This is a genomic window from Achromobacter sp. 10T422, from assembly GCF_056394065.1.
This window is the reverse complement of record NZ_JBFTHD010000004.1, coordinates 25,434-44,978: the sequence shown is the minus strand read 5'-3', so window position 1 is coordinate 44,978 and position 19,545 is coordinate 25,434. Positions and strand designations below refer to the sequence as shown.

Annotated in this window: 16 protein-coding genes; 8 read left to right on the top strand and 8 right to left on the bottom strand. The window is 65.1% G+C overall.

The features are described 5' to 3' along the window. The first annotated feature begins 120 nt into the window (after window positions 1–120). From xsc to AC1DB0_RS10735, 4 genes are all read left to right on the top strand, one after another. Window positions 121–1,932: a sulfoacetaldehyde acetyltransferase gene (gene xsc, locus AC1DB0_RS10750; RefSeq protein ID WP_156336815.1), complete on the top strand. Its 1,812-nt coding sequence runs from the start codon at window positions 121–123 to the stop codon at window positions 1,930–1,932. 82 nt (window positions 1,933–2,014) lie between these two features. Then, window positions 2,015–2,944, top strand: a complete 930-nt coding sequence (locus tag AC1DB0_RS10745; RefSeq protein ID WP_476756870.1) for a bifunctional enoyl-CoA hydratase/phosphate acetyltransferase — start codon at window positions 2,015–2,017, stop codon at window positions 2,942–2,944. A 142-nt stretch (window positions 2,945–3,086) separates the two neighbouring features. Next, window positions 3,087–3,479: a nuclear transport factor 2 family protein gene (locus AC1DB0_RS10740; protein WP_175168476.1), complete on the top strand. Its 393-nt coding sequence runs from the start codon at window positions 3,087–3,089 to the stop codon at window positions 3,477–3,479. A 23-nt stretch (window positions 3,480–3,502) separates the two neighbouring features. Further along, window positions 3,503–4,936 carry an NAD(P)/FAD-dependent oxidoreductase gene (locus AC1DB0_RS10735; RefSeq protein WP_175168477.1) on the top strand — a complete coding sequence of 478 codons (1,434 nt, stop codon included), beginning with the start codon at window positions 3,503–3,505 and terminating at the stop codon, window positions 4,934–4,936. Between the two features lie 51 nt (window positions 4,937–4,987). On the opposite strand, the gene pdxR is transcribed toward AC1DB0_RS10735, so the two are convergent. The 4 genes from pdxR to tauA form a co-directional block, all read right to left on the bottom strand. Continuing rightward, a complete protein-coding gene (gene pdxR, locus AC1DB0_RS10730; protein WP_441371292.1) occupies window positions 4,988–6,520 on the bottom strand; it encodes a MocR-like pyridoxine biosynthesis transcription factor PdxR in 1,533 nt (510 codons plus the stop codon). Between the two features lie 149 nt (window positions 6,521–6,669). Then, window positions 6,670–7,497 (bottom strand): ABC transporter permease subunit, encoded by an 828-nt coding sequence (locus AC1DB0_RS10725; protein WP_175168479.1) that lies wholly within the window; start codon window positions 7,495–7,497, stop codon window positions 6,670–6,672. After that, on the bottom strand, window positions 7,490–8,320 hold the full coding sequence (locus AC1DB0_RS10720) for a taurine ABC transporter ATP-binding protein (RefSeq protein ID WP_054425705.1): 831 nt from the start codon (window positions 8,318–8,320) through the stop codon (window positions 7,490–7,492). Before AC1DB0_RS10720 ends, AC1DB0_RS10725 begins: the two co-directional genes overlap by 8 nt. A 63-nt stretch (window positions 8,321–8,383) precedes the next feature. Continuing rightward, a complete protein-coding gene (gene tauA / locus AC1DB0_RS10715; protein ID WP_054425703.1) occupies window positions 8,384–9,412 on the bottom strand; it encodes a taurine ABC transporter substrate-binding protein in 1,029 nt (342 codons plus the stop codon). A gap of 376 nt (window positions 9,413–9,788) precedes the next feature. On the opposite strand from tauA, the gene AC1DB0_RS10710 reads away from it, so the two are divergent. Then, window positions 9,789–11,480 (top strand): methyl-accepting chemotaxis protein, encoded by a 1,692-nt coding sequence (locus AC1DB0_RS10710; RefSeq protein WP_476756869.1) that lies wholly within the window; start codon window positions 9,789–9,791, stop codon window positions 11,478–11,480. Between the two features lies 1 nt (window position 11,481). Further along, entirely contained in the window at window positions 11,482–12,828 is a 1,347-nt protein-coding gene (locus AC1DB0_RS10705; protein WP_476756868.1) for an amidohydrolase family protein, read from the top strand. 68 nt (window positions 12,829–12,896) lie between these two features. Here AC1DB0_RS10705 and AC1DB0_RS10700 read toward each other — a convergent pair whose 3' ends face one another. Beyond that, window positions 12,897–13,589 (bottom strand): response regulator, encoded by a 693-nt coding sequence (locus AC1DB0_RS10700; protein ID WP_054425699.1) that lies wholly within the window; start codon window positions 13,587–13,589, stop codon window positions 12,897–12,899. Between AC1DB0_RS10700 and AC1DB0_RS10695 the strand changes: the two genes are divergently transcribed. Then, complete coding sequence (locus AC1DB0_RS10695) at window positions 13,588–13,989, top strand: hypothetical protein (RefSeq protein ID WP_156336812.1); 402 nt, start codon at window positions 13,588–13,590, stop codon at window positions 13,987–13,989. The two genes, AC1DB0_RS10700 and AC1DB0_RS10695, sit on opposite strands and share 2 nt — an antisense overlap. A gap of 412 nt (window positions 13,990–14,401) precedes the next feature. On the opposite strand, the gene folE is transcribed toward AC1DB0_RS10695, so the two are convergent. The 3 genes from folE to AC1DB0_RS10680 all read right to left on the bottom strand — a co-directional run bounded on the left by folE (window position 14,402) and on the right by AC1DB0_RS10680 (window position 17,145). Then, entirely contained in the window at window positions 14,402–14,947 is a 546-nt protein-coding gene (gene folE / locus AC1DB0_RS10690) for a GTP cyclohydrolase I FolE (RefSeq protein ID WP_054425697.1), read from the bottom strand. A gap of 123 nt (window positions 14,948–15,070) precedes the next feature. Then, window positions 15,071–15,727: a response regulator transcription factor gene (locus AC1DB0_RS10685; RefSeq protein WP_342067239.1), complete on the bottom strand. Its 657-nt coding sequence runs from the start codon at window positions 15,725–15,727 to the stop codon at window positions 15,071–15,073. Further along, window positions 15,724–17,145 (bottom strand): cache domain-containing protein, encoded by a 1,422-nt coding sequence (locus AC1DB0_RS10680; RefSeq protein ID WP_054425693.1) that lies wholly within the window; start codon window positions 17,143–17,145, stop codon window positions 15,724–15,726. Before AC1DB0_RS10680 ends, AC1DB0_RS10685 begins: the two co-directional genes overlap by 4 nt. 313 nt (window positions 17,146–17,458) lie before the next feature. Between AC1DB0_RS10680 and AC1DB0_RS10675 the strand changes: the two genes are divergently transcribed. After that, window positions 17,459–19,540, top strand: a complete 2,082-nt coding sequence (locus tag AC1DB0_RS10675) for a carbon starvation CstA family protein (protein WP_054425691.1) — start codon at window positions 17,459–17,461, stop codon at window positions 19,538–19,540. Window positions 19,541–19,545 lie beyond the last annotated feature (5 nt).

Sequence of the window (19,545 nt, the reverse complement as noted above, 5' to 3'; positions counted from 1 at the left end):
GTGCGGATTTTGCAGAAAATGGAACGCGGTGGGCTGTGACCMGCCGCCTTTCTCCGGCAGTATCGGATCACACCGGCCACGATGCACGCACGCAAGCGCCGGCCTGCCAGGAGAGAGACCATGAGCAGCAAGCAACACATGACCCCCAGTGAAGCGTTCGTTGAAACGCTGGTGGCGCAAGGCGTCAAAGACGTATTCGGCATCGTTGGTTCGGCCTTCATGGATGCGCTGGACTTGTTTCCCGCTGCGGGAATTCGCTTCGTGCCCACGGTGCACGAGCAGGGCGCGGCCCACATGGCCGACGGCTACTCCCGCGTCACGGGCCGCCACGGCGTCTGCATTGCGCAGAACGGGCCGGGCATCACCAACTTCGTCACGGGGGTCGCCGCCGCCTATTGGGCGCACAGCCCGGTAGTGGCGATTACGCCCGAAACCGGCACGGCCGGCATGGGGCTGGGCGGTTTCCAAGAGACCGAACAGCTGCCGATTTTTTCCCGCATCACCAAGTACCAGGCGCACGTGAACCGGCCAGACCGCATGGCGGAATTCACGGCCAAGGCGTTTGATAACGCGCTGGCCGAACGCGGCCCCACACAGCTGAACATTCCGCGCGACTACTTCTACGGCGAGATCGACGTGGCCATACCCGAGCCGCGCCGCGTGCGTCGCGGGCCGGGCTCGGAAGAAGACCTGGAAGCGGCGGCGCGAATGCTGGCCGAGGCAAAGTTCCCCGTCATCGTGGCGGGCGGCGGCGTGCTGTTCTCAGAGGGTCAGGCGGAATGCGTGGCGCTGGCTGAATTGCTGGGCGCGCCGGTCGTCACCAGCTATCTGCACAATGACGCGTTCCCCGCCAGCCATCCGCTGTGGTGCGGCCCGCTGGGTTATCAGGGCGCGAAAGCCGGCATGAAGCTGTTGTCGCAGGCCGATGTGGTGCTGGCGTTAGGCACGCGGCTGGGGCCATTCGGCACCTTGCCGCAGCACGGGCTGGACTACTGGCCGCAAGGCGCGCGCATCATCCAGGTGGATGCCGACCACCGCATGCTGGGCTTGGTGCGTCCGGTATCGGTGGGCATCTGCGGCGACGCCAAGCCCGCCGCCGCCGCTCTGACCGAAAAGCTGAAAGGCCGTGACGTCGCCTGCGTGCGCACCAAGTCAGCGCGCGGTGACGCGATTGCCTCGCAGAAAGCGGAATGGGAAAACGAACTGGACAGCTGGTCGCACGAGCGCGACGACTGGAGCCTGGACATCATCGAGCAGGGCGGCGGGCGCATGCATCCGCGGCGCATGCTGCGCGAGCTGGAACGCGCGATGCCCAAGCATGTGATGGTGTCGACAGACATCGGCAACATCTGCTCGGTGTCCAACAGCTACCTGCGCTTTGATGAGCCGAACTCGATGTTGGCCGCCATGAGCTTCGGCAACTGCGGCTATGCGCTGCCCGCGCTCATCGGCGCCAAGCTCGGGCGGCCCGACCGGCCCGCCGTGGCCTATGTGGGCGACGGCGCGTGGTGCATGAGCTTCCAGGAATTGCTGACCTGCGTGCGCGAAAAGATTCCGGTCACGGCCGTGGTCTTTCACAACGGCCAATGGGGCGCTGAAAAGAAAAACCAGGTCGACTTCTATGGCCGCCGCTTCGTGGGCAGCAACCTGCTGAACCCGAACTTTTCCGAGCTGGCGCGGGCCATGGGCGCAGAGGGCATTCGGGTGGAGCACGCGGACCAGGTGGGTGCGGCGTTGCAGGCGGCGTGCAAGGCGCAGTCCGAAGGCAAGACCACCGTGCTGGAAATGATGGTCAGCCAGGAACTGGGCGACCCCTTCCGGCGCGATGCCTTGAAGCAGCCGGTGCGCTTCCTGGACAAGTACAAGTCGTACGTGAACCAGCCGTTCCATGCGGGCGAGGTGCCGCTGTCGATCGAGCCCGTCAAGCGCTGATCGGCGCGCGAGCGGCACGGCAAACGCCGCGCCGCTCGCGTCACACTTTGCCCCCAACATTCGCGGCAGGAGGCACGACCCCATGGCAATCGACCGATTGTTCGCACCGCTGCGCGAGGCCGCGCTATCGGGCGGGCGCCTGCGCACCGCGGTGGCGTATCCCTTGTGCCCGGCGAGCCTGGGCGCGGCGGTCCAGGCGCGCGAGGCCGGTTATATCGAACCCGTGCTGGTCGGCCCGGCGCGCCGGATTCAGGCCCTGCTGGCGGAAATGGGCGTGCGCGCGGGCGGTTTGGAAATCGTGGACTCGCCAGACGATGAGAAGCTTGCCGCGCGCACCGCCGCCGCCCTGGCGCGCGACGGCGCGGCCAGCATGTTGATGAAAGGCAGTTTGCACACCGACCATTTCATGTCGGCCGTGGTGGCGCGCGAATCGGGCTTGCGCACAGAGCGTCGGATCAGCCATGTGTTCGTCATGGCGGTAGCGGCGTACCCCAAGCTATTCATCCTGACGGATGCCGCCGTCAACATCGCGCCGACCTTGCAAGAGAAGGCCGACATCGCTCAGAACGCCATCGACCTTGCGCGCGCGCTGGGCGTGGCGCGCCCGAAGCTGGCGGTGTTGTGCGCGACAGAATCCGTCAACCCGTCGATGCCCGCCACGCTGGATGCCGCCGCGCTATCCAAAATGGCCGACCGCCAGCAAATCCGGGGCGGTGACATCGATGGCCCCTTGGCGTTCGACAACGCGATATCCCGTGAAGCGGCCGATCAGAAGGGCATCGTGTCGCACGTGGCGGGCGATGCCGACATTCTGCTGGTGCCCGATATCGAAGCCGGCAACATGCTCTACAAAGAGCTGACCTGGCTGGCGGGCGCAGGCGCTGCGGGCCTGGTGCTGGGCACGCGTGTGCCCGTGTTGTTGACCAGCCGTTCCGATTCGATGGAGGCGCGCGTCAACAGCTGCGCCATCGCCGTGCTGCACGCACGCGCCTTGGCGGCTGCCGTCCGCTAAAGCGGCTGCCGGAATGGGGAGCAAGCAATTCTGGTGCAAGCGATTCCCCGCGTCTGGTTCTAGACCCTGCCAGGTGGCCCACGTACCTTGAGTCCAGACGCCCGCGCGCGCTTTGCGCCGGACTTTGAGAAAGGGGTACGCAATGCACAAGACCGTCACCGTGGACATGCTGGCCGACTTTGCCGCCGCCTGGAACCGCCACGATATCGATGCCCTGATGCGCTTCATGAGCGAAGACTGCGTGTTCGAAACCGTGGGCGGGCCGGACGCTTGCGGCAGCCGCCACAGCGGAACGGAAGCGGTGCGCGCCGCCTTTGCGGCGGCCTGGAAGAACTTTCCTGATGCGCAATGGAACAACGGCCGGCATTGGGTGGCGGGCGACCGTGGCGTGTCGGAATGCACGTTCACCGGCACCGCCGCCGATGGCTCGCGGGTAGAGGCCGATATGGTCGATATCTTCACGTTCCAGGACGGCAAGATCCGCGTAAAGAACGCGTTCCGCAAGCAGCGCCCGGCCTTGCCGGCCCGTGCCTGAGCGTTGCCCCACGGAATCGAAGCATGGATACGCAAATGCCCTTCGACACGTCCCTTCCACCCGGTGCGCACGCAGCGTCCGCAGCGCCCACCGCGCCTGTGGCTGCCTACAACCCAACTTACGACCCGCTCGTGTCGCCGCCCGGCCAAGGCCAGGACTATGCGCCCACGTACTGGGTGGCAACCGCCGGCGAACCGCCCGAAGACGACGGCCCCATCCGGGGCGACATTGATGTCGACGTCGCCATCGTGGGCTCGGGCTTTACCGGCTTATCGGCGGCGCTGACGCTGGCGCGCGACTTCGGCGTGCGGGCGGTGGTGCTGGAGGCGAACCGCGCCGTGTGGGGCTGCACCAGCCGCAATGGCGGCCAGGGGCAGAACGCGTCGGGCCGCTTGTACCGGTCGCAATGGATCAGCCGTTGGGGCCTGGATACCGCCAAGCGCCTGGATGCCGAGATCCGCGAAGGGTTTGAATACTGGAAGAGCCTGGTCGCGCAGGTGGATTGCGATGCACAGCCCGGCGGCCACTTGTACACCGCGCATCGCCAGAAGAAGATCGCGTTCCTGGCGAACGAGGCCCGCGTGATGCGCGAGGTGTTCGGCTACGACGCAAAGATGCTCAGCCAGGCCGAGCTGCGCGAACGCTATGTGCACGACCACGAGGCCGTTGGCGCCATGCACGAACCCGATGGCGTGGGCGTGCATCCGCTGAAGCTGGCCTACGGCTATCTGCGTCAGGCGCGCGCGTTGGGCGTGCGCGTGCATCCGTCCAGCCCGGTGCTGCGATGGCGCAAGGAGCAAGGCGCCATCCTGCTGGAAACGCCGGGCGGGGTGGTGCGGGCGCGGCGCGTGGCGTTCGCCACGGGCGGCTATACGGCGCAAGGCGTGAACCCGCTGCTGGATAACCGCATCATGCCGGTGCTGTCGAATTCGCTGGTGACGCGGGTGTTGACCCCGGCTGAGCGCGAGGCCGCTGGCTTGAAGAGCACGGTATTCATCACCGATACCCGCACCCTGCGGTTCTATTACCGCCTGCTGCCCGACGGCCGCATGCAGATTGGCAGCCGCAGCGCCTTGCATGGCGCTGATGCGCAGCACCCCCGGCATCTGGCGTTGCTGCGCGAAGGGCTGGCCCGCAAGTTTCCGTCATTGCGCAACGTGGACGTGGCGTATTCGTGGTGGGGCTGGGTCGATGTCAGCCACGACATGATGCCGCGCGTGACGCAGCCCGATCCCGCCCAGCCGGTGTATTACGCCTTTGGCTATGGCGGTAACGGCGTCGCGTTTTCGGCGCAAGCGGGTAAGCGGTTGGCCGAGAGAATGATGGGCAAGGACGGCATTCCGTGGAACCTGCCCATCTACGATTCGCCGCTGCCAGGGCATCCGTTCGCGCCATTCCGGCGCATCGGGCAGGCGTTGTTGTACCGCTGGTATCACCTGCGCGACGAACATCTGTAGCGCCCGGCGATGCGCCGCTGCCTGCAAGCGGTAGCGCCTTGCGATGCGCCGCTACGCCGCTGCCTGCAAGCGGTAGCGGCGCACCACCTGCGCCAGCCTTTCGATGCCCGGTCCGATAAGTTCCGGCCGGATCGACGTGAACCCCACGCGCAGGAAATTGCGGGGCGCATCGGCCCCGTTCATGAAGAAGACGTCGCCCGGTTCCACCACCACGCCTTCGGCCAAGGCGGCCTCGGACAGGTCGGCGGCGTTCAGCCACGGCGGGCCTTCCAGCCAGCACGACGACGACCCGGTAATGGGCGTGGGTTTGAAATCCGGCAAATAGCGGGCCAGCGCCTGCGTCAGTTCCGCACCGCGCCGCTGGTAAGCCTGCGACTGCTTGCGCAGCAAGGAATGGTGATGGCCCAGTGAGATGAACAGCGAGAACGCCCGCTGGATGTAGGCGGAAGGATGGCGCAGCATCAGCCGGCGCAGCGCGCGCAATTCGCGCGTCAGCTCACGCGGCGCGACGATGTAGCCAATGCGCAGGCCCGGCGCGAACGACTTCGCCAGGCTGCCCACGTAGATGACACGGCCATCGCGGTCCTGGCTCTTTAACGCGGGGATCGCCCCTTCACCCCAACGGCTTTCGCTTTCGAAATCGTCTTCGATGATCATGCTGTCGGCCTGGCGCGCCAGCGCCAGCAGGCTTTCGCGGCGCTCCATCGACAGCGTCACGGTGGTGGGGCATTGATGGCCGGGGGTGACGAACAGATAGTCGCAGCCCAGCAAATGCGTGCCGGTGCACAGGCCGCGTTCGTCAACGGGCATGGGCAGCAGGTTGCGGGTATGGCTGGCGAAGATGTTGCGGGCGTCGGGGTAGCCGGGGTCTTCCATGCCGACGACGGTGTCTTCATTGACCAGCAGGTCGGCCAGCAGGTACAGCGCATGCTGCGCGCCGACGGTTATGACGATCTCTTCGGCGTCGGCCCACACGCCCCGGCGCGGCAGCACCTGCGTGCGGATCTGTTCGATCAGCGCGGGGTCGTCATGGGTGATCAGGTCAGGCGCCCAGCTGCGGATGTCCAGCACCGATAACGCCTTGATGCAGCATTCGCGCCATTCGGCGGTGGGGAACAGGTCAGGGTCGAACTGGCCGTACACAAAGGGGTAGGGCTGCTTCTGCCAGTCTTGGGGTTTGGTGATATTGCGTTGCCGCGACGGGCGAAAGCGCAAGCGTTCTTCCCAGCGCACGCGTTGCGGGGTGTCGGCATCGGGCAGCGCGGCGGCGGCTTCGGGCGCGGGTCCCGAATGCCCCTGCATGACGGAGTCGCACACGAAATGGCCGCTTCGCTCGCGTGACACCAGATACCCTTCGCTGACCAGCTGCTGGTAGGCGAACACGACGGTGTTGCGCGCAATGCGCAGCTGGTCGGCCAATTGCCGGCTGGACGGCACCGGCGTGCCGGGCGGCAAGTGGCCGCTAAGAATGGCCGACACCAGCATCTGGCGCACGCGGCCTTGCAGGCTGAGATTGGGCGCGCTTTCCCGTTCAAACAGGCGTTCCCACAACACAGGCTTGAGCATCGAGGCCTGGCTGGACATGACGGCTCCTTGAGTAGACGACGCAACGCCCGGCGCGCATGAGGCAAGCGCGGCCGGGGTCGGGGTGTGAGTCTGGGTCGGAGACTCAGGATAGAGGAGCGGTCTGGGTGGCGAAATGGGGGATTGCCCTTTACCTTTAGCGTTGCGCGTCAGATGCGTCCCTTCCACGGGATGGCGAATTTTTCCACGTAGCGCACCAGCAGATCGAACGCGAAGGCAAACACGCCGATCACGATGATGCCCATGATGACGATGTCGCTGGCCAGAAATTGCGCGGCGTTCAGCACCATGAAGCCCAGCCCCCGGTCAGCGGCCACCATTTCGGCCGCCACCAGCGTGGTCCATCCCACGCCGATACCGATACGCAAGCCCGTGAAGATTTCCGGCATGGCGGCTTTCAGGATGACGTGCCAGACGATCTGCATGGGTGTGCCACCCATGGCGTAGGCCGCATGGATCTGTTCGATGGATACCGACCGCACGCCCGCGCGCGCCGCAATTGCCATTGGCGCAAAGATGGCCAGGTAGATCAGCAGAATCTTCGGAAATTCGCCAATGCCGAACCAGATGATGATGAGCGGCAGGTAAGCCAGCGGCGGCAGCGGGCGGTAGAACTCGATCGGCGGGTCGAAGATGCCGCGCGCATAGCGGTTCACGCCCATCAGAATACCTACCGGCACCGCCGTGACGCAGGCCAGCAGAAACGCCGAGAACACCCGCGTCAGGCTGGCCATGGCGTGTTCGGCCAGCGTGGAATTGGCCACGCCGTCGGTCATGGCGGACACGAACTTGTCGTACACCGCAAAGGGCGAGGGCAGGAACAGCGGTTTGACCCAGCCGGCGCTGGTCACCAGAAACCACAGCGCGATCAGCGCAATGGTGGTGATCAGGCTGATGTGGCCGCTGTAGCCCGCGCCCGGGGCGCCATAGACCTTGCCGGGCGCTGCGGGCTTGTGCCCGCCGCGCGGCCTAGGCATGTGCGGGCTCTTGGACGGCAAGCTCGTCGCCGTAGATGATGCCAAGGACTTGCTCGCGCATGGCGATGAAGTCGGGGCTGGATTTGATACGGCGGCCATCGCGGGTCTCCAGGTAGCGCCGGTTGAAGTCCGGCGTGAAGGTGTGCGTGATGCGCCCTGGGCGCGGCGACATKACGATCAGCCGCGACCCCAGGAACAGCGCCTCTTCCACGCTATGGGTAATGAAGAAGAACATCTTGTTGGTCTGGCGCCAGATGTCCAGCAGCAGCTCCTGGATGGTCTCGCGAGTCAACGCGTCCAGCGCCGCCATCGGCTCGTCCATCAACAGCATGGCGGGGTCGCAGGTCAGGGCGCGGGCAATGCCCACGCGCTGCTGCATGCCGCCGGACAACTGGTAGATCATGTGCCGATGAAAATCCTGCAAGCCGACCAGCTCCAGGTTGCGCCGGGCGCGGGCGCGCCGCGTTTCCTTGTCGACCCCTTGCAGCTTCAGGCCGAACTCGGTGTTCTCCAGCACGTTCAGCCAGGGCAGCAGCGCGTGCTTTTGAAACACCACGCCGCGTTCGGCGCCCGGGCCGGTAATGGGCCGCCCGCCCAGCGTGATCTCGCCGTCGGTGGGCGACAGAAAGCCGGCCAACAGGCTCAGCAAGGTCGTCTTGCCGCAGCCTGATGCGCCCAGCGCCACGACGAACTCGCCGGGTTCGATCGTCAGGTTGACGTCTTGCAGCGCAACCACCGGGCCGCTGTCGTGCAGGCCGGGATACGTGACGCTGACGTGATCCGCACGCAGGGCCTGCGCGGCGGACATGGGTGGGTGAGTCATGCGGTTTCCCCTTATGACAGGACGCCCGCGGCCAGGCGGGCGCCCTGCGCCAAGACGGCGCGCTTACTTGGCCGCAGCCTTCGCGTACTGGTCGGTCACGTGCGGGCTGTAGTCGCCCAGCGCCCGGTCGATCTGCTTCTGGTCTTTCAGGAACTTGGCGCTGGCGTCCAGCGCGCGCACCGCGCCCGACTCTTTGCCGCCGCCCAGCCAGGTGTTGGACGCCTGTTCCTGCGCGGTCGGGAACACCAGCAGCTTGAGCGCGCTGACGATGTCCTCGGGCTTGCCGCCAATGAGCCGGACGATGCCCTTGACCTGGGGCGAGTCGGCCGTCCACTTGGCGCCGTTGGCGTGATAGTCGGCATACGACTTGGCCAGCACGCCTGTGAAGGCGGCCATGAACTTCGGGTTTTTCGCGGCCCAGGCGCGGTCAACGACGATGCCGTCAAAGGTGGGCACGCTGGCGCGGCCAATGGCTTCGGAGTCGGCAATGATCTTGCCGGTCTTTTCAATTTCGGTGAGCGCGGGCGGCCACACGTAGGCGGCGTCGATATCGCCGCGCTGCCAGGCGGCCACGATCTGCGGGGGCTGCATGTTCAGAATGCGCACGTCGCGCGGATTGATCTTCCAGACCTGGTCCATGCCGACCAGCAGGTGAAAGTGCGAGGTCGACACGAACGGCGTGGCCACGCGCTTGCCCTTCAAGTCGGCTGTGCTGTTGATGCCTGAGCCGTTGCGCGCCACCAGCGCTTCGGACTTGCCGATGTTGTCCAGAATCCAGAACAGCTGCAAGTCGACCCCGCGCGTGGCGGCCGACGTCATGCCCGTGGAGCCCAGCACGCCGACCGGCACATTGCCGGAGGCCAGCGCGGTTGAGATATCGCCGCCTGATGTGAACTGGCGCCAGTCCACCTGGTAGCCAGCCTCTTTCAAGGCGGCGTCGAAACTGCCATCGGCGATGGAAGACAGGAAGGGGCCAACGATGAGCTGGTAGCCGACGACCAGTTTGGTCTGGGCGTAGGCGGGCGCGGCAAGCAGCGCGGCGGTCAGGCCGGCCAGGGTGCAGCGGCGGATGAGGCGGTAAATCGCGTTCATGGTGATCTCCGAAAGAGAGTGGGCCGCGCCCCGACGCGACCGGCTTTGTGCCGGTGCGGCCTGGTGCCAGTTTGCCCGGATAGGGGCAGAACGCTAGGTCCAGATGGGCGGATCAGTAGGAGCCACACGCTGGCGCCGCCGCCTTGCCCTCATGGTTAATCCCGGAGATGCGGGCGAGGTATCGGCCAAATGCCCGAGGGCTATGTCGGTGGCCTTGACTTAGCACTACTGCGCATGTCGGCCGGTGACGGAAATGTCATTCATTTGTTAACGATTTGTTAGCGGCGCCGGCATACATTCTTTTTGTCCGGCCTGCGCCTACCGCCGCCGCGCCATCTGGGCGGCCGGATTTCGCCGCAAAAAACGCAGAGGTCGTATGTTCACCAATCTAAAAGTCCGCACCTGTCTTGGCATCTTGCTGGCGCTGTTCTTTACCGGCATGCTGGCCGCCAACGGCGCCGCCTGGATGGACACGCGCTCCAGCAACGCGAATCTGGGCCAGGTCAATGACGCGTACTCCAGCCAGGTGGTGCCTGCGTACGAGGCCTACACCTTGATGTTGCGGGCGCGGCTGGCGATGGACGCGGCCATGATCAACCGCCAAGTTGGCCGCACGCGCGAAAGCGCTGCGGACGCCGAGCGCGCGGAAGAGTTGTGGCGCCGCTCGCGCAGCCGGTTCGAGGCCTTTTCCAGCGAAGTTCGAACCCCCGAGCGCGAAGCCCGCGCGGCGCCCGTGCTGACGGCGTTCAAACATTACGACGCGTTGGCCGCCGAACAATTCGAATCCATGCGCGGCCAGGACGCCCGCGCGTTCGCCTTGCAGATGGATGCCGTCCAGAGCGCGCATCTGGCCTTTGACGCGCAGGTGGCCGCTTACCTGGACCTTGTCGACCTCCGGACAGACGCGCTCGTGGCCGCCGCCGCCACCCGGCACCTGCGCGCCAATCTGGTGATTGTGGGGTTGCTGGCGGCCGCCGTGCTGCTCAGCATCGGCGCGGCGCTCTTTGTCAGCCGGTCGGTGCTGCGCCCCTTGTTGCGCGCGGGCACCCATTTCCAAAGCATTGCCGACGGCAACCTGACCAATCACATCCAGATCAAATCCCACAACGAGATCGGCCAGCTCTTTCTGGGGCTGCAACGCATGCAGGCCAGTCTGGCCAAGACGGTGGCCGCCGTCCGCCAGAGCGTGCAGCAGATTGGCGTGGGCACGCGCGAGATCGCGGACGGCAATGTCGTGTTGTCCTCGCGTACCGAGCAGCAAGCCGCCACGCTGGAAGAGACGGCGCTGTCGATGGGCCGGCTGGCCGTCACCGTAAAAGAAAACGCCGACAACGCGCAGCGCGCCAACGAACTGGCTGAAGGCGCCTCGCAAGTGGCCGGGCGCGGCGCGGCCGTGGTGGCTGACGTGGTTGGCACGATGCAGGACATCAGCGCCAGCTCGGCCAAGATCACGCACATTGTGTCGGTGATTGACGCCATCGCGTTTCAGACCAACATCCTGGCGCTGAACGCCGCCGTAGAGGCCGCGCGCGCCGGCGACCAGGGCAAGGGCTTTGCGGTGGTGGCGGGTGAAGTGCGGGCGCTGGCTCAGCGTAGCGCAACGGCCGCCCGCGAGATCAAGCAGCTGATCGCCGATTCCGCAGGCCGGGTGCAGGCGGGCGCACAGCAAGTCGAGCTGGCGGGCGCGACCATGCGCGAAATCGAAACTGCGGTGCATCGCGTGACCGACATCATGGGTGAAATCGCGGCGGCCTCCAGCGAACAGGCGCAGGGCATCGACCAGGTCAATCTGGCGGTGTCGAGCATGGACGAGGCCACGCAGCAAAACGCCGCGCTGGTCGAGCAGGCGGCGGCTTCCGCGCGCGCCTTGCACGATCAGGCGGAAAAGCTGGCGCAGACCGTGGCTGTCTTTACCGTGGCGCCCCGCGTCATTATTGATATGGCGGTGCCGCGCGAGCCCGACCCGGTCATGCCCGTGCCGGCTGCGCGTGGCGGCCGCTCCGCGCTGCCGCGCGCCCGGGCGGCCAGCACCGGTCCTGATTTGACCAACGATTGGCAGGTGTTCTGATATGAGCGACTTCGACTTGGTGATACGCGGCTCGCTGGTGGGAGCCGACAGCATTCTTGAAGACGGCTGGTTGGGCGTCGTGGACGGCAAGATCGCGGCGATGGGCAGCCACAGCCCGCCTGCGGCGCGAGACTATGTCGATGCGCGCGGGCTTTGGGTGCTGCCGGGCGCGATCGACAGCCGAACTTACATTGGCGGCTGGGGCGACGGCGAAGGCATCGGCCGTGCGTCCCGCGAGGCCGCCGCGGGCGGGGTGACCACGTTGGTGGACATGCCCTATGAGCATGCCGAAGTCGTTGCCAGCCGTTCGCAACTGGATGCGATGGTGTCGCGCATCGAGCAGGGCGCGCAGGTGGACGTGGCCGTGGCCGGCACCCTCAACGCCGAGCATGGCCTGCGGGCCACCAAAGCACTGGCGGACGGTGGCATTTGCGCGTTCTCGATTCCCACGTTCGAGGTTGAACGGTCTCGCTTTGCGCACCATGAAAGCGATCTGATCCAGGCGTTTCAGGCCATCGCGCGCTTCGGGCTCGCGTGCAGCATGCACAACCACGCACGCCTGACCGCGGGCCGCAACGCCCGCCAACTGCTGGACGCAGGAAAGCCCGGCAAAGAGGTGCTGGCCCGGGCGAATCTTGCGCTGATCGAAGGCTTGACGACGCGTTTGCTGTGCCGGGTTGGCGCCGCGGCGGGCGTACGGATGCAAGCGGCCGATGTCTGGTCCGAGCAAGGCCATGCGCTCTGCGCGCATACCCGCAAGGCCGGCCATTGGGTCATGATCGAAACCTGCTTGCGCAGCCTGATGCTGTGCACTGAAGATGCCGTGGCCTTGCTGGGCGGATCGGCGCAGGACTATCCCTTGCTTCGATCGCGCCAAGAGGTTGAAGCGCTTTGGCGGCGCCTGGCGAATGACGCCTGCACGTTCGTGTCGACCGGTTATCACGCGCGCGTGGACGACACGCTGCAAGGGCCGGGACGCACGCCCGACTACGGGCCCAAGCTGCTGCTGCCCACACTGTGGACCGGCTGCGAAGCCCGAGGCCTGTCGCCCACGCTTGTCGTGCGCCTGCTTTGCCTGAATCCGGCGGTGCATTTCCTGCTGGATGACCGCAAAGGGTCTTTCGATATCGGAAAGGACGCCGACTTCGTTGTGCTGGCGCCGGGGCCGTCGCCGGTACAGCCGCTGGCCAGCATCGGGCGGCCGCATTCCGTGCATGTGTACGGCACATGGCGGCGCGGCGAGCTGGTGTATGACGGTAGGCGCGTACAGGCCGCGCCCGGCACGGGCCGCTTTCTGCGCGCCCGCACGCCGGTGGCCCATGAGGAGCGCAGCGCCAAGGCAGCCTAGCAGCCAATAGAGAAAGGGGCTTATTCAGCCCCTTTCTTTTTGGTCCTCTTCTTTTCAGCCTTTTATCTTTATTGGGGCGGGTCCCGCTGCTCCATGATGTAGCCCAACCCCCAAACGGTATGCAGCAGGCGCGTTTCGAAGGGGTCGTCCATCTTCATGCGCAAGCGGCGCACCGCGACGTCAATGGCGTTGGTGCCGCGGTCGAAGTTGATACCCCACACGTGCGCCGCCAGATTCATCCGGGATTGCACTTCGCCATGCTTGCGCATCAGCCGTTCAAGCAGTGCGAACTCAATCGAAGTGAGCCGGATGCGCTGGCCTTCGCGCAAAGCCTTGCGGCTGAGCAGCTGGAGTTCAAGGTCGCCTACGCGCAAGACGTGCTGCGACGAATGCTCGTCCGGCGGAACGGCTCGCCGGTTGATGGCTTTCATGCGCGCGACGAGTTCGCACGTGGCGTAGGGCTTGGTGACGTAGTCGTCCGCGCCTTCGCTCAGGCCTTGCACGCGGGCCTGGAGTTCGTCGCGAGAGGACACGATCACCACCGGCACATTGCTTTCTTTGCGTAGTTCACGCAAGACGGTGAAGCCATCCATGACGGGAAGTTGGACTTCCAGCAGGATCAGATCATAGGGAAAGGTTCTTGCGATGCGCAGTCCTGTAGCGCCATCGACGGCAATGTGGACGACCTGGCCGTGTTCGGCAAGGGTGTTGCGCAGTGCCTGCGCCGAGGAATTGTCATTGTCGATTACGAGAACTTTCATGGGAGACAGCATCGAATGGACACCGTTGATTTGCCTTGTGGGCAAAGGCGCGACCAGCAGCCTGACGGCATTCTGCAAACGAACTGGCGCGACGAAAAACAGCGGTCAAAACGGGCGAGCCAGGCGACCCGTCATGCTGACTGCTAATAACGCTTTTGTGAATGAGACGACTATTAAAAATACCCCGGCCAGCCGGCAGACCGGCCGGGGAAAGCTGCTGCTGACGGTGCGCCAGATCGGGGGGAAGGCGGGCGTCACCGTTCGTGCTGCGACAACTGCAACTGCAAACAACAACCAGACATCACGACGTTTGCTTTCGGAGGCTGTGGCGGAATCCGATCGCTTGGCCGCGGTTCGCAGCGTAATGATTGTGAGGGGGCTGCGAACAACTTCAATGTAAAGCGCCTGTGCACGCGCTGTTCGGACGAGAACAGCCGCTTGCCACCGGGATTTGCGGCGTTTCAATTGAGGGTGATCTGCACCGTTTTTTCGTGATGCGGTGGCATTGCGCCACCTTGTTTTTCAAGCGCTGCGGCTTAGCGGGCAGTAAACGAAAGAGCAGGGGGCAGAGCAGGGCGCATCTCTGTGAATTGAATTGAAGGTGATACGCCGCTCAATGCAAATCTAAGACCAAAGGAAAAACTGAGGCCAAGGGGAAATCTAAAACCAAGTGGAAATCTGAGGCCAAGTGGAACACTAAGACAAGGTGGAAAACTAAGACCAAAGGAAGGCCAAATGAAGCCTAAACAACACGGGCGGCAAGACCTTTTTGGTCTTGCCGCCCGTGTTGGCGTCTTGCAGTGATCAGCAGATCAACGGATCAAGCTCAAGAATTCGGCGCGCGTGGAAGGATTTTCGTGGAATTCACCCAGCATCACCGACGTGACCATCGACGAATTCTGTTTTTCCACCCCGCGCATCATCATGCACATGTGCTGCGCTTCGATAACGACGGCCACGCCTGCGGCGCCGGTCACCGTCTGCACGGCTTCGGCGACCTGGCGGCTCAGGTTTTCCTGGATTTGCAGACGGCGCGCGTACATCTCGACGATGCGGGCAACCTTAGACAAACCCAGCACCTTGCCCGCGGGCAGGTAAGCCACGTGCGCCTTGCCGATGAACGGCAGCATATGGTGTTCGCACAGCGAGTAGAGCTCGATGTTCTTGACCAGCACGATTTCGCGCGTGTCGGACGTAAACAGCGCGCCGTTGACGATTTCATCCAGGTTCTGCGCGTAGCCGCGGCACAGGTGGCGCATGGCCTTGGCCGCACGGGCGGGCGTGTCGGCCAGCCCTTCGCGAGACGGGTCTTCCCCCAGCGCTTTGAGAATTTCGGTGTAGTTCTTTTCCAATGACATGGGGGACTCCTGGGCAGCGCGCTTATCGGGGCGTGTTGTTGTGTCGTGTCGCGTCCGGGACGCGGGAATGGAGGCAAGTCTACCGCAGGGCGGGCGACGGGGCAGGCAGCGGGCGGTCTGGGACTACACCCCCCGGTTCTCCACGGCGTACTTGATCAGCTCGGCCTGGCCGTCGATGCCCAGTTTGCGTTTGATATTCAGGCGATGGGTTTCAACCGTGCGCACCGACAAGCCCAGCGTGTGGGCGATCTGCTTGTTGGCCTGGCCGCTGGCGATGTGGCGCAGCACATCGCGTTCTCGCTGGGTCAGCAAGGTGGCCGGCGCGCTTGCCGACGACAGCCGCACCGCCGCCGCCGCGCTGAAATAACTGCGCCCCTCCATCACCGCGCTGATCGCGGTAATGATCTCTTCGGCCGGTTCGTCCTTCAACAGATAACCCCGGGCGCCGGCCTTCACGGCTTGCACCATGTATTCCGGGTTGTCGTGCATGGACAGCACTAGTACGGCAATTTGCGGATAGCGTTCATGCAGTTGCGCCGTCAGCTCCAGCCCGCCCACGCCGGGCATGTTCAAGTCCATCAGCACCAGATGGGGCAGGGTGTCGCCCTGCGGGTCTTCGGCGTGGCAGTTGGCCAGGAAGGCGAGCGCGGCGGCGGCGTTGCCCGCTTCGCCCACGACCCGCAGGCGCGGCACGGTTTCCAGGCGCAGGCGCAGGCCGTCACGCACCAGGGGGTGATCGTCGATCAGCAGAAGTCGGATGGCGTCGGGGGTGTCGTTCATGCTTGGGTCGTCGCGGTAGGGGCGGCTGCGCCGGGCAGGGGCAGCCAGGCTTGCAAGGTGGTGCCTTGGGCGCTGGAATGAAAACTCAGGTTGCCCGATAGGGCGTTCATGCGTTCGCGCATATTGCGCAGGCCGATGCCGCGCCGGGGGTCCTGCTGGACCTCGGCGTAGTCAAAGCCACGGCCGTCGTCCGAAATGGTCAGGCGCAGGTCTTGCGCGCTGTAGGCCAGCGTCATCTCGGCGCGCGAGGCGCCCGCGTGGCGCATCACGTTGGTCAACGCTTCCTGGGTGACGCGGAACAGCGCCGTGGCGTAGGCGTCGGGCAGCTTGACCGGCTGGCCGGTGGTGTGCAGCCGCACGGCCAGGGGCGGCGCGCCATCGGGGCTGGGGATGGCGAACTCGCGGCCCAGGTGTTCCAGGGCAGCGGGCAGGCCCAGATCATCAAGCAGCGTCGGGCGCAGGTTGTGCGAGATGCGCCGCACTTCGCCCACGGCGGTATTCAAGCGGTCCAGCGCGCCACCCAGCGGCTTATCAATATGGGCGAGCGTCTGCGGATCGCCAGGCAATGCCTGCCGCACCCGTTCGCGTGCCGCCTCCAGCGACAGCTTGATCGACACCAGCACCTGGCTGATGCCGTCGTGCAATTCACGCGACAGCCGTGCGCGCTCCTCTTCCTGCGAGCGCACCAGCTGCTGGGCCATCAGCCGCAGCTTGGCGTCGGACTGGCGGTGGTCGCTGATGTTCAGCGCCAGGCCGCAGGCGGCCACGCCCAGGATGGACACGGCGGCAATGCCCGCCACCCAGGCGAACATGCTGCGAATGTTGGCCTGCGCGGCGGCGTCGATGCGCACCAGCGCCTGCTCCACGTCGTCCAGATAGATGCCGGTGCCCAGCATCCAGCCCCAACGGTCCAGCACCACCACGTAGCCGAGCTTTTCTACGGTCTGATGGGTAGAGGGCTTTTCCCACAGGTAATGCACCACTTCGCCTTGCTGGCCGCCGCGCCGGGCCGCCGTCAACAGGTTCTGGATGACGGCCTGGCCGCGTGTGTCGCGCAAGTCCCAGAGGTCTTGCCCGACCAGTTCGGGCTGGCGCGGGTGCATCAGGTTCTTGCCGTGCAGGTCGTAGACGAAAAAGTAGCCGTCGTGGCCGAACTCCATTTGCGCCAACAGATCCAGCGCCCGTTGCCGGGTGGCCTCGTCGTCGCCCGCCGCCTGCAAGGGGGCCACCGCGCTGTAGGCCAGGCTGACGTAGTGGCGCAGCTCGCTTTCCTTGCTGGCCAGCCAGGCGCTTTCGACAACCTGCTTTTCGCGCTGGGCCAGTTGCAGGCCCTGCACGTAGACGGCCACCGTGATGGCGGCCACGGCCACCAGCAAAGGCACCGCGGCAAGCAGCAGGATTTTCAGGCGGAGCTTCATGGCGTGGGATTCAGCCCGGATGGAGATTGGTGCGATGCACCAAGCCGCGTCCCCCAGGGGGAAACGGGATTCATGACGACGATTTTACGATTCCCACAGGAATATGCTGCGGCGCATTGCGTAGTAACACGTACGCAGTTTGCGTAGTTCCGCGCTTGTTGCCCCCGGAGCAAAACGAAATACTAACGCCCGCGTCCATTGGACGCAGCGCGGACGCTTGCGCGCCCGCCACCCCACAACAATGAGTCTGCCTTCCGCGAGACGAAAAAAGCGTTTCACGCCACAAGCATGGCGGGAGGCAAGAGGAGCACTTATGCAAACCAGCAGTAAGGGACTGGGTCAGCACCTGGTCTGGCTGGCGGTTGCGGTACTGGGCGCGTTTGCGCTGGGCACCGTGGCGCTGGCCAGAGGGGAGACCATCAACGCGCTATGGGTGGTGATTGCCGCCGTGTGCGTCTATTTGATCGCATACCGCTATTACAGCCGCTTCATCGCAAAGAACGTTTTCCAGCTGGATGCCTCGCGCATGACGCCGGCCTGGAAGCACAACGATGGTCTGGACTATGTGCCGACCAACAAGCACGTGCTGTTCGGTCACCACTTTGCCGCCATCGCCGGTGCCGGCCCGCTGGTTGGCCCGGTGCTTGCCGCGCAGATGGGTTATCTGCCGGGCATGCTGTGGATTCTGGCGGGCGTGGTGTTCGCCGGCGCCGTGCAGGACTTCACGATTCTCTTCATCTCGACCCGCCGCGACGGCCGTTCGCTGGGCGATCTGGTCAAGTCCGAGTTGGGCAAGATCCCGGGTGTGATCGCGCTGTTTGGCGCCTTCATGATCATGGTGATCATTCTGGCCGTGCTGGCGCTGATCGTGGTGAAGGCGCTGACGCATTCGCCGTGGGGCACCTTCACCGTGGCCGCCACCATTCCCATCGCGCTGTTCATGGGCGTGTACCTGCGCTACATCCGTCCGGGCAAGATCGGTGAAGTGTCCATCATCGGTTTCGTGGGCCTGATGGCCGCCATCACGTTCGGCCAGGACGTGGCCGCGCACCCGGTGCTGGGCCCGATGTTCGACTTCGACGGCAAGGGCCTGACCTGGATTCTGATCGTCTACGGTTTCATCGCCGCCGTGCTGCCCGTGTGGCTGCTGCTGGCTCCGCGCGACTACCTGTCGACCTTCCTGAAGATCGGCACGATCCTGGGTCTGGCGATCGGTATCGTGGTTGTGGCGCCTGAACTGAAGATGCCCGCGCTGACGCAGTTCGTGGACGGCACCGGCCCGGTGTGGTCGGGCAACCTGTTCCCGTTCCTGTTCATCACCATTGCCTGCGGTGCGGTGTCGGGCTTCCATGCGCTGATCTCCTCGGGCACCACGCCCAAGCTCATCGAAAACGAAACCCAGGCCCGCTATATCGGTTACGGCGGCATGCTGATGGAATCGTTTGTGGCCATCATGGCGCTGGTGGCGGCTTGCGTGATCGAGCCGGGCATCTACTACGCCATGAACAGCCCGGCCGCCGTCATTGGCACCACGCCGGACCAGGTGGCGCAAGTCGTGTCCAGCTGGGGTTTTGTGGTCACGCCGCAAGACCTGATCCAGACGGCCAAGGACGTGGGCGAAAGCACCATCATTTCGCGTGCGGGCGGCGCGCCGACGCTGGCCGTCGGCATGGCGCACATCTTGCATCAGGCCATTGGCGGCCCGGGCATGATGGCGTTCTGGTACCACTTCGCCATTCTGTTCGAAGCGCTCTTCATCCTGACCGCCGTGGACGCGGGCACGCGGGCCGGCCGCTTCATGCTGCAAGACCTGCTGGGCACCTTCGCCCCGTCGCTCAAGCGCACCGATTCGCTGCCCGCCAACCTGATCGCCACCGCCTTGTGCGTGGCGGCCTGGGGCTACTTCCTGTACCAAGGCGTGGTCGACCCGCTGGGCGGCATCAACACCTTGTGGCCGCTGTTCGGTATCGCCAACCAGATGCTCGCCGCGATTGCGCTGACGCTGGGTACGGTCGTGCTGTTCAAGATGAAGCGCGACCGCTACGCCTGGGTCACGATCCTGCCGACGCTGTGGCTGCTGGCATGCACGTTGACCGCTGGCTGGCAAAAGCTGTTTGACGCCGACCCGCGCGTGAGCTTCCTGGCCCACGCCAACAAGTACAACGCGGCCATTGACCAAGGCCAGGTGCTGGCGCCAGCCAAGTCGCTGACCGAGATGGGCCGCGTCGTGATGAACGACTACATCAATGCAGGCCTGTGCGCGATCTTCATGTTCGTCGTGGTCAGCATCGTGGTGTTCGGCGTGAAATCGGTGCGGCGCGCCCGCGCCGAGAACAAGCCGACCTCGCGCGAGACGCCGTACGAGCCCCTGCCCATGCCGGCAGGCGCGGACTGACCCCG

What these genes read in the sequence shown, in the direction of transcription:
- xsc (WP_156336815.1), top strand. Translation starts at nt 121, where the DNA reads ATGAGCAGCAAGCAACACATGACCCCCAGTGAAGCGTTCGTTGAAACG.
- AC1DB0_RS10745 (WP_476756870.1), top strand. Translation starts at nt 2,015, where the DNA reads ATGGCAATCGACCGATTGTTCGCACCGCTGCGCGAGGCCGCGCTATCG.
- AC1DB0_RS10740 (WP_175168476.1), top strand. Translation starts at nt 3,087, where the DNA reads ATGCACAAGACCGTCACCGTGGACATGCTGGCCGACTTTGCCGCCGCC.
- AC1DB0_RS10735 (WP_175168477.1), top strand. Translation starts at nt 3,503, where the DNA reads ATGGATACGCAAATGCCCTTCGACACGTCCCTTCCACCCGGTGCGCAC.
- pdxR (WP_441371292.1), bottom strand. Translation starts at nt 6,520, where the DNA reads ATGTCCAGCCAGGCCTCGATGCTCAAGCCTGTGTTGTGGGAACGCCTG.
- AC1DB0_RS10725 (WP_175168479.1), bottom strand. Translation starts at nt 7,497, where the DNA reads ATGCCTAGGCCGCGCGGCGGGCACAAGCCCGCAGCGCCCGGCAAGGTC.
- tauA (WP_054425703.1), bottom strand. Translation starts at nt 9,412, where the DNA reads ATGAACGCGATTTACCGCCTCATCCGCCGCTGCACCCTGGCCGGCCTG.
- AC1DB0_RS10710 (WP_476756869.1), top strand. Translation starts at nt 9,789, where the DNA reads ATGTTCACCAATCTAAAAGTCCGCACCTGTCTTGGCATCTTGCTGGCG.
- AC1DB0_RS10705 (WP_476756868.1), top strand. Translation starts at nt 11,482, where the DNA reads ATGAGCGACTTCGACTTGGTGATACGCGGCTCGCTGGTGGGAGCCGAC.
- AC1DB0_RS10695 (WP_156336812.1), top strand. Translation starts at nt 13,588, where the DNA reads ATGGGAGACAGCATCGAATGGACACCGTTGATTTGCCTTGTGGGCAAA.
- AC1DB0_RS10700 (WP_054425699.1), bottom strand. Translation starts at nt 13,589, where the DNA reads ATGAAAGTTCTCGTAATCGACAATGACAATTCCTCGGCGCAGGCACTG.
- folE (WP_054425697.1), bottom strand. Translation starts at nt 14,947, where the DNA reads ATGTCATTGGAAAAGAACTACACCGAAATTCTCAAAGCGCTGGGGGAA.
- AC1DB0_RS10685 (WP_342067239.1), bottom strand. Translation starts at nt 15,727, where the DNA reads ATGAACGACACCCCCGACGCCATCCGACTTCTGCTGATCGACGATCAC.
- AC1DB0_RS10680 (WP_054425693.1), bottom strand. Translation starts at nt 17,145, where the DNA reads ATGAAGCTCCGCCTGAAAATCCTGCTGCTTGCCGCGGTGCCTTTGCTG.
- AC1DB0_RS10675 (WP_054425691.1), top strand. Translation starts at nt 17,459, where the DNA reads ATGCAAACCAGCAGTAAGGGACTGGGTCAGCACCTGGTCTGGCTGGCG.